We start from the raw sequence: 14,311 nt of genomic DNA on the forward strand, positions 1-14,311 counted from the left end.
GTCGGCGATAAGAGGGCCACGTCAGGCTATGCAATTTCGTTCCATCACCCGCATCGTCGGACTCCTGCTGGCCCTGTTCAGCATAACTATGCTCGCACCAGCGCTGGTCGCGTTTATATATCGAGACGGTGCAGGTTATCCTTTCGTACTGACCTTCTTTCTGTTGCTTGCCGGCGGTGGGTTGCTGTGGTTTCCAAACCGTCGCAATAAACATGAGCTAAAAGCGCGTGACGGCTTTTTGATTGTGGTCTTGTTTTGGACGGTGATTGGCAGCGCGGGCGCGGTACCCTTGATACTCTCGGAGCAACCCGATCTCTCCGTCAGCGAAGCCTTTTTTGAATCTTTTTCAGGCTTAACCACAACGGGTGCAACCGTGATTGTGGGGTTGGATGAGCTTCCCAAAGCGATTTTGTTTTATCGTCAATTGCTACAATGGCTCGGCGGCATGGGGATCATTGTGTTAGCGGTGGCAATTCTGCCTGTGCTCGGCATCGGGGGAATGCAGCTTTATCGAGCAGAAATCCCTGGTCCTGTCAAAGATACCAAGATGACACCGCGAATAGCCGAGACAGCCAAGGTGCTTTGGTACATTTATCTGACCTTGACCGTGAGCTGTGCGTTGGCCTATTGGCTAGCAGGTATGTCAGTCTTTGATGCGATCGGGCACAGTTTTTCGACTGTAGCGATTGGGGGCTTTTCGACCCATGATGCCAGTATTGGACATTTTGATAGCACCGCCATCAACCTGATCACGGTTGTCTTTCTGCTCATCTCTGCATGTAATTTCTCGTTGCATTTTGCCGCGTTTGCCAATAATGGTCTGAACATTAAATTTTATCTCCGTGACCCTGAGTTTCGCGCCTTTTTGGTGATTCAGTTCTTATTATGGCTGGTGGTCTTTACCATGCTAAGCGGGCACCAAGTGTACGACGGTCCGACAGAGACATTAACCCAAGCCTTGTTTCAGTCTGTCTCTATCTCGACCACTGCTGGCTATACCACGACGACGTTCGCCCATTGGCCGTTGTTCCTTCCAGTCTTACTCTTGTTTTCATCGTTTATTGGTGGCTGTGCTGGCTCAACTGGTGGCGGGATGAAGGTGATCCGTATTCTGCTGCTCTCTCTGCAAGGGACACGGGAGCTAAAACGGTTAGTGCACCCTCGTGCGGTCTATACCATCAAAGTCGGAAATAAGGCGCTAAGGCAACAAGTGGTCGATGCCGTATGGGGCTTCTTCTCGGCTTACGCGCTGGTCTTTGTCATTTGCATGTTGGCCTTAATTGCGACGGGGATTGAAGAATTAACCGCTTTTTCTGCGGTTGCTGCGACCCTCAATAACTTAGGACCGGGCCTCGGAGAAGTGGCCGCTCACTTTGGTGATATTAATGATACGGCCAAATGGGTTTTGATCCTCGCGATGCTTTTTGGCCGTTTAGAGATATTCACGTTATTGGTTTTATTTACGCCCACATTCTGGCGCAGCTAGCCGAATGGGGAAGGAGAGAACATGAGCGCGCAACAGGATGCAACGCAAAAGGTCTTACTACTGCACTCTAGCCGAGAAGGGCAGACCAAGAAGATCCTGCATTTTATCGAGAAGCAGCTGGGTGAGTCGGCGGAGTGTGAGATAAAGGATATTCATCAGCTTCCTCAGGTCGATCTCAGTCATTATGATCGCGTGCTGATTGGCGCGTCTATCCGATATGGCCACTTTAATAAAAAGCTGTACCAATTTATCAATACGCATGTTGATCAGCTCAAAGTGGCGAAAGCTGCATTCTTTAGTGTCAATCTCACTGCGCGTAAACCGGGCAAAGACACACCAGAGACCAGCGCTTATAGCCGTAAGTTTATCGAGAAGTCACCGTGGACCCCTGAACTGCATGGCGTGTTTGCGGGCGCACTCTACTACCCACGCTATAAATGGTTCGATCGAGTGATGATTCGCTTTATCATGCATATTACGGGTGGGGAAACGGACACCACCAAGGAAGTGGAATACACGGATTGGCGTAAAGTGGCGGAATTCAGCGAGCAATTTGCCCGCTTTTAGGCCATAACGTTGATTGTTTGACCGAACAGCGGCTTTTTCTAAAAAAAAGTCGCTTTTCCCTCTTGCCAAGGTGAGCAACTTCCCTATAATGCGCCTCCATCGACACGGCTCACAGGGCAAGCGCTCAGCGGCCATGTCGGGGCAAAAAAAATCAAATAAAAATAAACGCTTGACGTCAGTTTTTAAATGATTAAGATAGCCCACCTACTTAACGCCGACAACGCGTTAGGGGAGTCAAGAAGACGTTTTGTTTTCGCCGATTGGCATCAGCAAAAAGATAAAATTTCTTCTTGACTTCATCGGAAAGGCGAGTAATATACGCAGCCCTGACCGAGCGAAGCAACGCTTCGAAAGTCAACGCTCTTTAACAATTTGACCTATGCAATCTGTGTGGGCACTCGTTGAGAATAGACAAAAAGATTTATTCGATGAACTGAGTGACCAAACGATAACTTTTAGTTATTCGGCACAGTCAATTCGTTTTTCTCTTCGGAGATAAACAGTAATCAGTATTCATTGAGCTGAAACTTCGGTTTCGAAAAAACTTTAATTGAAGAGTTTGATCATGGCTCAGATTGAACGCTGGCGGCAGGCCTAACACATGCAAGTCGAGCGGAAACGGCAGTATTGAAGCTTCGGTGGATTTACTGGACGTCGAGCGGCGGACGGGTGAGTAACGGCTGGGAACCTGCCCTGACGAGGGGGATAACCGTTGGAAACGACGGCTAATACCGCATAATGTCTACGGACCAAAGGTGGCCTCTACATGTAAGCTATCGCGTTGGGATGGGCCCAGTTAGGATTAGCTAGTTGGTAAGGTAATGGCTTACCAAGGCGACGATCCTTAGCTGGTTTGAGAGGATGATCAGCCACACTGGGACTGAGACACGGCCCAGACTCCTACGGGAGGCAGCAGTGGGGAATATTGCACAATGGGGGAGACCCTGATGCAGCCATGCCGCGTGTGTGAAGAAGGCCTTCGGGTTGTAAAGCACTTTCAGCAGTGAGGAAGGTAGTGTACTTAATACGTGCATTGCTTGACGTTAGCTGCAGAAGAAGCACCGGCTAACTCCGTGCCAGCAGCCGCGGTAATACGGAGGGTGCGAGCGTTAATCGGAATTACTGGGCGTAAAGCGCATGCAGGCGGTTTGTTAAGTCAGATGTGAAAGCCCGGGGCTCAACCTCGGAACCGCATTTGAAACTGGCAGGCTAGAGTCTTGTAGAGGGGGGTAGAATTTCAGGTGTAGCGGTGAAATGCGTAGAGATCTGAAGGAATACCAGTGGCGAAGGCGGCCCCCTGGACAAAGACTGACGCTCAGATGCGAAAGCGTGGGTAGCAAACAGGATTAGATACCCTGGTAGTCCACGCCGTAAACGATGTCTACTTGGAGGCTGAGGTTTAAGACTTTGGCTTTCGGAGCTAACGCATTAAGTAGACCGCCTGGGGAGTACGGCCGCAAGGTTAAAACTCAAATGAATTGACGGGGGCCCGCACAAGCGGTGGAGCATGTGGTTTAATTCGATGCAACGCGAAGAACCTTACCTACTCTTGACATCCAGCGAATCCTTTAGAGATAGAGGAGTGCCTTCGGGAGCGCTGAGACAGGTGCTGCATGGCTGTCGTCAGCTCGTGTTGTGAAATGTTGGGTTAAGTCCCGCAACGAGCGCAACCCTTATCCTTGTTTGCCAGCACATAATGGTGGGAACTCCAGGGAGACTGCCGGTGATAAACCGGAGGAAGGTGGGGACGACGTCAAGTCATCATGGCCCTTACGAGTAGGGCTACACACGTGCTACAATGGCAGATACAGAGGGCAGCGAGACAGCGATGTTAAGCGAATCCCTTAAAGTTTGTCGTAGTCCGGATTGGAGTCTGCAACTCGACTCCATGAAGTCGGAATCGCTAGTAATCGCAGATCAGAATGCTGCGGTGAATACGTTCCCGGGCCTTGTACACACCGCCCGTCACACCATGGGAGTGGGCTGCACCAGAAGTAGATAGCTTAACCTTCGGGAGGGCGTTTACCACGGTGTGGTTCATGACTGGGGTGAAGTCGTAACAAGGTAGCCCTAGGGGAACCTGGGGCTGGATCACCTCCTTACTGACGCTATTCTTGCGAGTGTTCACACAGATTGCACGGTCAAAATTAAAGAGAGCATCATTGCTTATGATGGGTCTGTAGCTCAGGTGGTTAGAGCGCACCCCTGATAAGGGTGAGGTCGGTGGTTCAAGTCCACTCAGACCCACCAACACATCCCCAAATGTGTTGGTCAAAGCAATATCAATGTGGGGCTATAGCTCAGCTGGGAGAGCGCCTGCTTTGCACGCAGGAGGTCAGCAGTTCGATCCTGCTTAGCTCCACCACTCTTTAAAGGTTTTTCCTTAAGAATCTTTAAAAAGTGGCTTGCCTGATGGCAAACCCATGCTCTTTAACAATCTGGAAAGCTGACAAGTCATTCTTTAAAGAATGACAGTAAAGTTCTCAATCAGTGACAGAAATGTCACTCACACAATCAAGTGTGCTTGGGCTTTGTCTTAGTGATAAGCAAAGTCTCTATTTTGAGTCCGGCAAAAACAAAATCTTAATTAGTTGATGATTCAACACTCAGTGGTTTTGCGACGCAGATTTCTTTTTTAGACAATCTCGCCGTAAATAAAACCTCTTGGGGTTGTATGGTTAAGTGACTAAGCGTAGACGGTGGATGCCTTGGCAGTCAGAGGCGATGAAGGACGTATTAACTTGCGATAAGCCCAGATAAGGCAGTAAAAGCCATTTGAGTCTGGGATTTCCGAATGGGGAAACCCACCTGCATAAGCAGGTATCTTAGCGTGAATACATAGCGCTAAGAGGCGAACTCGGGGAACTGAAACATCTAAGTACCCGAAGGAAAAGAAATCAATTGAGATTCCGGCAGTAGCGGCGAGCGAACCCGGAGCAGCCCTTAAGCGGCTTAGGCGTTAGGTGAACAGGTTGGAAAACCTGGCAATAAAGGGTGATAGCCCCGTAACCGACAGCGCCTTAGTCGTGAAATCGAGTAGGACGGGACACGTGATATCTTGTCTGAACATGGGGGGACCATCCTCCAAGGCTAAATACTCCTGACTGACCGATAGTGAACCAGTACCGTGAGGGAAAGGCGAAAAGAACCCCTGTGAGGGGAGTGAAATAGAACCTGAAACCGTCTACGTACAAGCAGTGGGAGCCTCCTTTGTGGGGTGACCGCGTACCTTTTGTATAATGGGTCAGCGACTTAATGTTAGTAGCAAGGTTAACCGCATAGGGGAGCCGTAGGGAAACCGAGTCTTAACTGGGCGTGTAGTTGCTAGCATTAGACCCGAAACCGAGTGATCTAGCCATGGGCAGGTTGAAGGTTGAGTAACATCAACTGGAGGACCGAACTCACTAACGTTGAAAAGTTAGGAGATGACCTGTGGCTAGGGGTGAAAGGCCAATCAAACTCGGAGATAGCTGGTTCTCCCCGAAAGCTATTTAGGTAGCGCCTCGGACGAATACTACTGGGGGTAGAGCACTGTTAAGGCTAGGGGGTCATCCCGACTTACCAACCCTTTGCAAACTCCGAATACCAGTAAGTACTATCCGGGAGACACACGGCGGGTGCTAACGTCCGTCGTGGAGAGGGAAACAACCCAGACCGCCAGCTAAGGTCCCAAAGTTATCGCTAAGTGGGAAACGATGTGGGAAGGCTCAGACAGCCAGGATGTTGGCTTAGAAGCAGCCATCATTTAAAGAAAGCGTAATAGCTCACTGGTCGAGTCGGCCTGCGCGGAAGATGTAACGGGGCTAAGCGATACACCGAAGCTGCGGCAATGTCCTTATGGGTATTGGGTAGGGGAGCGTTGTGTAAGCTGTTGAAGGTGTGCTGAGAGGCATGCTGGAGGTATCACAAGTGCGAATGCTGACATGAGTAACGATAAAGGGGGTGAAAAACCTCCTCGCCGGAAGACCAAGGGTTCCTGTCCAACGTTAATCGGGGCAGGGTAAGTCGGCCCCTAAGGCGAGGCCGAAAGGCGTAGTCGATGGGAAACGGGTTAATATTCCCGTACTGCTGCTTACTGCGATGGGGGGACGGAGAAGGCTAGGTGGGCCTGGCGATGGTAGTCCAGGTTCAAGTGCGTAGGCTGATTTCTTAGGCAAATCCGGGAAATCAAGGCCGAGACACGATGTCGAGCCACCAAGGTGGTGAAGTCATTGATGCCATGCTTCCGGGAAAAGCCTCTAAGCTTCAGGTAAGTAGCAACCGTACTCCAAACCGACACAGGTGGTCGGGTAGAGAATACCAAGGCGCTTGAGAGAACTCGGGTGAAGGAACTAGGCAAAATGGTACCGTAACTTCGGGAGAAGGTACGCTGCCCGCGGTGAAGTCCCTTGCGGATGGAGCTATGGGCAGTCGCAGATACCAGGTGGCTGCAACTGTTTATTAAAAACACAGCACTGTGCAAAATCGAAAGATGACGTATACGGTGTGACGCCTGCCCGGTGCCGGAAGGTTAATTGATGTGGTTATCGCAAGAGAAGCCATTGATCGAAGCCCCGGTAAACGGCGGCCGTAACTATAACGGTCCTAAGGTAGCGAAATTCCTTGTCGGGTAAGTTCCGACCTGCACGAATGGCGTAATGATGGCCACGCTGTCTCCACCCGAGACTCAGTGAAATTGAAATCGCAGTGAAGATGCTGTGTACCCGCGGCTAGACGGAAAGACCCCGTGAACCTTTACTACAGCTTGGCACTGAACATTGAGCCTACATGTGTAGGATAGGTGGGAGGCTTTGAAGCGGCGACGCCAGTTGCTGTGGAGCCATCCTTGAAATACCACCCTTGTATGTTTGATGTTCTAACTTAGCCCCATTATCTGGGGTGAGGACAGTGCCTGGTGGGTAGTTTGACTGGGGCGGTCTCCTCCCAAAGCGTAACGGAGGAGCACGAAGGTGGGCTAATCACGGTCGGACATCGTGAGGTTAGTGCAATGGCATAAGCCCGCTTAACTGCGAGAGTGACGGCTCGAGCAGGTACGAAAGTAGGTCATAGTGATCCGGTGGTTCTGAATGGAAGGGCCATCGCTCAACGGATAAAAGGTACTCCGGGGATAACAGGCTGATACCGCCCAAGAGTTCATATCGACGGCGGTGTTTGGCACCTCGATGTCGGCTCATCACATCCTGGGGCTGAAGTCGGTCCCAAGGGTATGGCTGTTCGCCATTTAAAGTGGTACGCGAGCTGGGTTTAGAACGTCGTGAGACAGTTCGGTCCCTATCTGCCGTGGGCGTTGGATGATTGAGGGGAGCTGCTCCTAGTACGAGAGGACCGGAGTGGACGAACCGCTGGTGTTCGGGTTGTGTCGCCAGACGCATTGCCCGGTAGCTAAGTTCGGCACAGATAAGCGCTGAAAGCATCTAAGCGCGAAGCTGGCCCCGAGATGAGTCATCCCTAGAGCTTCGAGCTCTCTAAAGGGTTGTCGTAGACTACGACGTTGATAGGCAGGGTGTGTAAGCGCTGTGAGGCGTTGAGCTAACCTGTACTAATTGCCCGTGAGGCTTAACCATACAACACCCAAGAGGTTTTGGGTTGGACTTGAAATAAGCCAGTTGATTGTGGCGAGAACGAACAGCTTTCTAGGTTGATGGTTTTCACTTTTAGAAAAGTGAAGACACACAAAATTTTGCTTGGTGACCATAGCGCTTTGGACCCACCTGACTCCATGCCGAACTCAGTAGTGAAACGAAGCAGCGCCGATGGTAGTGTGGGGTCTCCCCATGTGAGAGTAGGACATCGCCAGGCTTTAATTGCTTATCTTATTGATAGCTCGATGCTGTTGATATCTGCGATGCTCATGTATTGGCATACACTGCGCGTCTCGATTCAACATCCTCATCGCATCAAATAAGATAACCTAATTAAAGCAGCTACATGTAGGACTTTAATTAGACACAATTTAAGCATCAAAGCAGATATGCGTAAGACTTTGATGAGACAGAATTGGTGCGGAGTGGTAGTTCAGTTGGTTAGAATACCGGCCTGTCACGCCGGGGGTCGCGGGTTCGAGTCCCGTCCACTCCGCCACTACTTAGAAGCCCTACTAGTTTTAGTAGGGTTTTTTTGTTATTGGCCAGGTTCGCCCTGCGGGCGAATGAGTCCCGGTTGCCCGCAACCCCGGCCCTCCGCCACTACTTAGAAACTCCAGCTGAAAAGCTGGGGTTTTTTGCGTTTAAGCCCCTGCATCATTGTGTTGGGGCTTTTTGTGTTTATCGCATGACATCGAGTAGGGCGTTGAGTAAAGGCTCTTTTGCGCGGGAAGCTTTACAACAAAGGCCCAGCTCGAGAGGTTGCACAATTTCTTGGCGTAAGCGCTCAACCTTATCTTTTACGGGGCTGTTATCAATCACCACGTCCGGCGCCACACCAATACCACAGCCTAATGCCACCATACTGACAATCGCCTCGTGGCCTGCTATTTGTGCGTAGACGTTTGGCTCGATACCTTTACTGGTCAACCATTGATCAGCGAGTTCGCGCGCTGTTCCTGCTTCGGGCAAGATTAACGGTGTGTGTTGCCAGTCAATGGCTTGTAGATCAATGCCACTGCTGGCCATTGCTGGCGCGATAACCGACAAACTGACTGTATCAATCGGTTGAAACACCAAACTAGATGACAAGCGCTTGGGTTTAGCGGCAATAGCAATGTCGGCACTATTATCTTGCACTTTCTCTTCTGCTTGAGCGGGGTCGCCGGTCAGCAGTTGTAGCTCGATATTTGGGTATTGTTGACGAAATCGCGCGAGGAGCTCAGGTAAATGGCTATAGCTTGCCGTGACTGAACAAAAGAGCGTGAGCTTGCCGCCGAGCAAAGAGGCATGTTCATTGATACTGGCCTTCGTGGTGTGCCAAAGCTGCAGGATATCGCGTGCGACGGGAAGCAGCGTTTTACCTGCTGGGGTGAGATCGACCGCTTTATTGGTGCGAATAAACAGCGGCTGACCAATATCTTCTTCGAGACGTTGGATGATTCGGCTCAGCGCAGAAGGGCTGACGTGCATTGCTTGTGCGGCTCGGGTATAGCTTTTGGTGTCACAGAGGTGGAGAAAGCCTGTGAGTTGCTTTGCATTCATAATTTATTGTTGCTGTAACTGCAATGTTATGTTGTGAATATATCACTTTAGGCAATATAGTGGTTAGGGTAGTATCAAAAATACGCGGTGAAAACACACCCAATCACGGATTTGAATCAATGGAGCACCCCATGGCGAACTACTTTAATACCCTGAATTTACGTCAACAATTGGAACAATTAGGCGTATGCCGATTTATGGATCGTGATGAATTTGCCACCGAGGCCGAATTTCTCAAAGGTAAAAAAGTGGTGATTGTGGGCTGTGGTGCACAAGGGCTCAACCAAGGCTTAAACATGCGTGACTCGGGTCTTGATGTGGCTTATGCACTACGTCAGGCTGCCATTGATGAAAAGCGTCCTTCTTATCAAAACGCGGTCGAAAATGGATTTGAAGTGGGTAGCTATCAAGATTTGATCCCACAGGCAGACTTGGTGATTAACCTTACGCCAGATAAACAGCACTCCAACGTGGTTGAAACTGTAATGCCACTGATGAAAGAGGGCGCCGCGCTCGGCTACTCACATGGCTTTAATATTGTCGAAGTCGGTCAGCGTATTCGTGAAGACATTACTGTGGTTATGGTTGCGCCAAAGTGCCCAGGTACCGAGGTGCGTGAAGAATACAAACGCGGCTTTGGTGTTCCGACACTGATTGCCGTTCACCCAGAAAATGATCCTAAAGGTGAAGGCTTTGAGATTGCGAAAGCATGGGCCGCTGCAACCGGTGGTCACCGTGCTGGCGTACTCGCCTCCTCATTTGTAGCAGAAGTGAAATCCGATCTGATGGGTGAGCAAACTATTTTGTGTGGCATGCTGCAGGCCGGATCCATCGTTTGCTACGAGAAAATGATTGCAGAGGGTGTTGAGCCAGGTTATGCGGGTAAGCTTATTCAGTATGGCTGGGAAACCATTACGGAAGCGCTGAAGTTCGGTGGCATCACCCATATGATGGATCGCTTGTCCAACCCAGCGAAAATCAAAGCCTTTGAATTGTCGGAGTCGCTTAAAGAACTGATGCGTCCTCTTTATAACAAACATATGGATGACATCATTTCTGGTCATTTCTCCGCGACCATGATGGCCGATTGGGAAAACGGCGATAAAGATCTGTTCACATGGCGTGAAGAAACGGCACAGACCGCTTTTGAAAACTATCCCGAGTCGAATGTAAGCATCAGTGAGCAAGAGTTCTTTGATAACGGTATTTTGATGGTTGCTATGGTGCGTGCAGGGGTTGAGCTTGCTTTTGAAGTGATGGTGTCATCCGGCATTATCGAAGAGTCAGCCTATTACGAGTCATTGCATGAATTGCCTTTGATTGCCAACACCATCGCGCGTAAGCGTCTTTATGAAATGAACGTAGTCATTTCAGATACGGCTGAGTACGGTAACTACTTATTTGCAAACGTCGCGACACCGCTGCTGCGCGAACACTTTATGCCAACAGTGGGTGCTGATGTGATTGGTAAAGGACTCGGAGAAGCCTCTAATCAGGTCGACAACGCCACCTTAATCGAGGTTAATGACCGTATTCGTAATCATCCGATTGAGTATATCGGTGAGGAATTGCGAGGCTATATGACTGATATGAAGCAAATCGCAATTAATAACCACTAACGACACAGTATGAGATGAAAGCCTGGCCAGTGGTCAGGCTTTTTTAATGATGAATTTAGGCGTCAGTGTCTTGGTTGAGCTTTTTTTCCATCTCTGCGAGTTTGGCTTCAAGCTCGGTCAACTTTTGACGGGTGCGTAGTAGCACCTGAGTCTGCACATCAAACTCTTCACGGCTTACCACGTCGAGCTTGGTCAACTGACCTTGAATGGCTTGGCGCACACGGCTTTCCATATCCGTGCCTAACTCTTTGACAGGCTGAGGCATGGCGTCGTGAATTTGCTTGGCCACTTGCTCAAGTTTTTTGGGGTCAAACATGGAATACTCCTTCATTAACTGCCTTTATTCTATGTAAATACGGACAGCTTGTCGAAAGATGACAAAAGAGAAAGGGCCCGAAGGCCCTTTAATTAGTGTGACGCGTGATAGTCTTTATCGAGCTTGTCGAGCTCATCGTCTTCGACAAACACAGGCAGTGGTTTGTGTTTGCTGGCCAGATAGGTGTAAATCACTGGCAAAACGAATAGGGTAAACAAGGTACCGATAGCAAGACCTGCCACGATCACAATCCCGATGCTAAAGCGTTGCTCGGCACCTGCGCCGGTCGCGAACATCAGAGGGATCAGACCAGCAATCATTGCTGCAGTGGTCATTAAGATCGGACGCAAGCGAATTTTAGCTGCTTCTTTGACCGCATCCATCCGACTGGCTTGATGATGCAGCTGCTGCTCTTTGGCCACCTCACAGATCAAAATACCGTGTTTGGTAATCAGACCTATCAAGGTGATCAACCCGACTTGCGAGTAGATATTCATCGACGACAGCCCCCATGCGAGTGCAATTAATGCACCACAAATGGCGAGCGGTACAGAGACCAAGATCACCAGTGGGTCGAGCAAGGATTCAAACTGAATCGCAAGGACCAAATAAATGATCGCCAGCGCGAACAAGAAGGTGGCATAGAGTGCGCTACCTTCTGTGACGTATTGGCGAGATTCACCGAGGTAATCGTGTTGATAGCCTTTAGGCAACTCTGCCGCTTTGCTTTCAAACCAGTCAACGGCGGTCCCCATGGTTACGCCAGGCGCTGCCACTGCACTGATTGTGGCGGCATTCAATTGGTTGAAGTGCGGCAGTGAACGTGGCTCTGCGGTAATGTCGATATCAATCAGCGAACCGAGTGGAATTGACTCACCATTTGCTGCGCGTACGTAATAACCTTCGATAGACTCAGGGTTGAGGCGATATTTACGCTCAACTTGTGGGATCACTTCATAAGAGCGTCCATCAAAGTCGATACGATTCACGTAGCCATCCGCCATCATGGTACCAATGGTGGCACCGATGTCTCGCATGGTCACGCCGTAGGAACCCGCCTTGTCTTTATCAATGCTGATGTTCATGGTGGCCGAGTCAAAGTTAAGGTTCAGCTCCGAATAGACGAAATTCGGGCTAGATTGAACCTCTGACATGATCTCAGCCGTCACTTGATAGAGACTTTCGAAGTTATTCGGTGTCGTCACCACGAATTGGATTGGTAGGCCAGACGAGGCGCCGGGGAGCTCTGGCATCTCAAAGGTGGTGACTTTCATGCCCGGAATGTCTTTCACTTCCTCGGCCATGCGCTTCACGACTTCTGACTGACTGGCTTCACGCTCACTCCATGGCACCAGAGAAGCAATACCAAATGCTTGATTCGACTTAGGTACGCCAGAGAAGACCTGAGAGAAAGCCACTTCTGGTTGTTCGTCGAGCTTTTGGTTCACTTCTGCCATGGTGTTTTGGATGTAATCCAAGTTAGCGGTCGAGGGAGCAGTACCCATCATCACGACCACCCCTTTATCCTCCGAAGGCGCAAGCTCGCTGGGGATAAAGCTGAACAGAACCGGCAAGGACGCAAACACGATCACGGCGAAAGACAAGATCACCGGACGACGTTGCATCACCTTATCCAGCATGCCCGCATAGCGCTCTGTCATACCGTCCAAGAAACGGTGGACTGCCAATTCAAAACGGCTTGGCTTTGCGTGGGCTTTTAACATCGACGAACACATCACTGGCGAGAGAGTGAGTGCCACAATCCCCGAGACAAACACGGCCCCGGCAAGTGTAAGCGCAAACTCCTTAAACAGTGAGCCGGTGATCCCGCCCATCATGGCGATAGGGGCATACACAGCCGCCAGTGTCAGTGTCATTGAGATAACTGGCACGGCAATCTCCCGCGTACCAATAATGGCCGCGCGGAAAGGCGATTCACCCAGCTTGATATGTCGGTCGATGTTTTCGAGGACCACGATTGCATCGTCAACCACCAAGCCGATGGCCAACACCATCGCCAGTAGCGTCATCAAGTTCAGCGAGAAACCAATCATTTCCATGACCAAGGCCACACCAATCAATGACAACGGAATGGTGATGATAGGAATGATAACGGCGCGGAATGAGCCCAAGAACAAGGTAATCACCACAAGTACGATAATGGCCGCTTCAATGATGGTTTTTACTACCTCATGAATGGACTCATTAATCGCTTTGGTAGAGTCATACAGTACGTTCATTTGGATATTGCCCGGCATGTTGCGCTCGATTTCGGGGAGCATTGCAGTCACGTCTTCGGCAATATCAATGGGGTTGGCGGTAGGTGCTGCATTGACCGCCGCGACCACTGCCTCTGAGCCATTCGCAATGGCGCGGAAGCGATCATGGCTTTTCTCTAGCGAGACCTTGGCAATATCCCCAAGGCGCACCACGCGACCCTCTTGGGTCTCGACCACCAAGTTACTGAGCTCTTCTGGGGTCGACACCTGGGTGTCGGCGCTACCGTTGTAAACCATATAGGTTCCGATAGCTTGACCGGTGGCGGACTGGTAGTTATTGGCACTCAGTACCGACATGACATCCGTGGCCGTTAGGTTAAACCCGGCCATTTTCTGAGGATCCAGCCAAACACGTAGACCGTATTTCACCCCGCCGTATAAGTCGATTTTCGACACCCCGTTCACGGTGAACAGCTGAGGCTTCACGACGCGCTCGAGGTAATCAGTGATCTGACTTGAATCGAGCTCCGGTGAGGTAAAGCCGATATACATCACCGCAGTGGTTGAACCCGTCGACATCGATACCGAGGGGTCCTCTGCCTCAGTCGGAAGCTGTGCACGCACCGAATTGACCTTGGCAAGAATATCCGCCAGTGCCGCGTTCGGATCCGTGTTTAGCTTCATGTTGACGGTAATCGTCGAGGTCCCCAGCACCGATTCTGAGGTCATAAAGTCAATATTGTCAGCTTGGGCGACGGCCTGTTCGAGTGGGGTGGTGATAAACCCCTGAATCAAATCGGCACTGGCACCATAGTAGCTGGTTGTGATGGTGACCACGGTATTGGTCATTTCCGGGTATTCCCTGACTTGCATCTTAAAGAGCGACTGCAAGCCTAGCAGCGCAATCAGTATACTGATTGAGGCTGCCAGTACTGGGCGCCGGATAAAAATATCAGTAAAGCGCATCACATCCTCGT

General features: G+C 50.3%; 6 protein-coding genes, 3 tRNA genes and 3 rRNA genes. 9 read left to right on the forward strand and 3 right to left on the reverse strand.

What is annotated here, in order from left to right; genetic code table 11:
* Positions 1-28: 28 nt before the first annotated feature.
* The 8 genes from E8E00_RS00095 to E8E00_RS00130 all read left to right on the forward strand — a co-directional run bounded on the left by E8E00_RS00095 (position 29) and on the right by E8E00_RS00130 (position 8,134).
* Positions 29-1,486, forward strand: coding sequence for a TrkH family potassium uptake protein (locus tag E8E00_RS00095; protein ID WP_077640547.1), 1,458 nt, complete (start codon positions 29-31; stop codon positions 1,484-1,486).
* Between the two features lie 21 nt (positions 1,487-1,507).
* A complete protein-coding gene (gene hemG, locus E8E00_RS00100; protein WP_096630284.1) occupies positions 1,508-2,053 on the forward strand; it encodes a menaquinone-dependent protoporphyrinogen IX dehydrogenase in 546 nt (181 codons plus the stop codon).
* 547 nt (positions 2,054-2,600) lie between these two features.
* Positions 2,601-4,155 (forward strand): 16S ribosomal RNA (locus tag E8E00_RS00105).
* 71 nt (positions 4,156-4,226) lie between these two features.
* Positions 4,227-4,303, forward strand: a tRNA-Ile gene (locus E8E00_RS00110).
* Between the two features lie 39 nt (positions 4,304-4,342).
* Positions 4,343-4,418, forward strand: a tRNA-Ala gene (locus E8E00_RS00115).
* Between the two features lie 311 nt (positions 4,419-4,729).
* Positions 4,730-7,617: ribosomal RNA gene (locus E8E00_RS00120) — 23S ribosomal RNA — on the forward strand.
* A 119-nt stretch (positions 7,618-7,736) separates the two neighbouring features.
* Positions 7,737-7,852, forward strand: a 5S ribosomal RNA gene (gene rrf / locus E8E00_RS00125).
* Together the 16S, 23S and 5S rRNA genes with 3 tRNA genes alongside form the textbook arrangement of a ribosomal RNA operon.
* 205 nt (positions 7,853-8,057) lie before the next feature.
* A tRNA-Asp gene (locus tag E8E00_RS00130) sits at positions 8,058-8,134 on the forward strand.
* 182 nt (positions 8,135-8,316) lie between these two features.
* Here E8E00_RS00130 and ilvY read toward each other — a convergent pair.
* Positions 8,317-9,180 (reverse strand): HTH-type transcriptional activator IlvY, encoded by an 864-nt coding sequence (gene ilvY / locus E8E00_RS00135; protein ID WP_069590338.1) that lies wholly within the window; start codon positions 9,178-9,180, stop codon positions 8,317-8,319.
* Between the two features lie 131 nt (positions 9,181-9,311).
* Between ilvY and ilvC the strand changes: the two genes are divergently transcribed.
* Complete coding sequence (gene ilvC / locus E8E00_RS00140; protein ID WP_096630281.1) at positions 9,312-10,799, forward strand: ketol-acid reductoisomerase; 1,488 nt, start codon at positions 9,312-9,314, stop codon at positions 10,797-10,799.
* A gap of 55 nt (positions 10,800-10,854) precedes the next feature.
* Here ilvC and E8E00_RS00145 read toward each other — a convergent pair whose 3' ends face one another.
* Together E8E00_RS00145 and E8E00_RS00150 are read right to left on the reverse strand one after the other, a co-directional pair.
* A complete protein-coding gene (locus tag E8E00_RS00145) occupies positions 10,855-11,115 on the reverse strand; it encodes an accessory factor UbiK family protein (protein WP_069590334.1) in 261 nt (86 codons plus the stop codon).
* 92 nt (positions 11,116-11,207) lie between these two features.
* The gene (locus E8E00_RS00150) at positions 11,208-14,300 is read right to left on the reverse strand and encodes a multidrug efflux RND transporter permease subunit (RefSeq protein ID WP_069590333.1); all 3,093 of its coding nucleotides are present in this window, start codon (positions 14,298-14,300) and stop codon (positions 11,208-11,210) included.
* Positions 14,301-14,311 lie beyond the last annotated feature (11 nt).

Source organism: Salinivibrio sp. YCSC6, assembly GCF_004916735.1.
Taxonomy (GTDB): domain Bacteria; phylum Pseudomonadota; class Gammaproteobacteria; order Enterobacterales; family Vibrionaceae; genus Salinivibrio; species Salinivibrio proteolyticus.

Bases quoted from the DNA above. Each gene is read 5' to 3' on its own strand.
- ilvY (WP_069590338.1), bottom strand. From the start codon at position 9,180: ATGAATGCAAAGCAACTCACAGGCTTTCTCCACCTCTGTGACACCAAA.
- E8E00_RS00145 (WP_069590334.1), bottom strand. From the start codon at position 11,115: ATGTTTGACCCCAAAAAACTTGAGCAAGTGGCCAAGCAAATTCACGAC.
- hemG (WP_096630284.1), top strand. From the start codon at position 1,508: ATGAGCGCGCAACAGGATGCAACGCAAAAGGTCTTACTACTGCACTCT.
- E8E00_RS00095 (WP_077640547.1), top strand. From the start codon at position 29: ATGCAATTTCGTTCCATCACCCGCATCGTCGGACTCCTGCTGGCCCTG.
- E8E00_RS00150 (WP_069590333.1), bottom strand. From the start codon at position 14,300: ATGCGCTTTACTGATATTTTTATCCGGCGCCCAGTACTGGCAGCCTCA.
- ilvC (WP_096630281.1), top strand. From the start codon at position 9,312: ATGGCGAACTACTTTAATACCCTGAATTTACGTCAACAATTGGAACAA.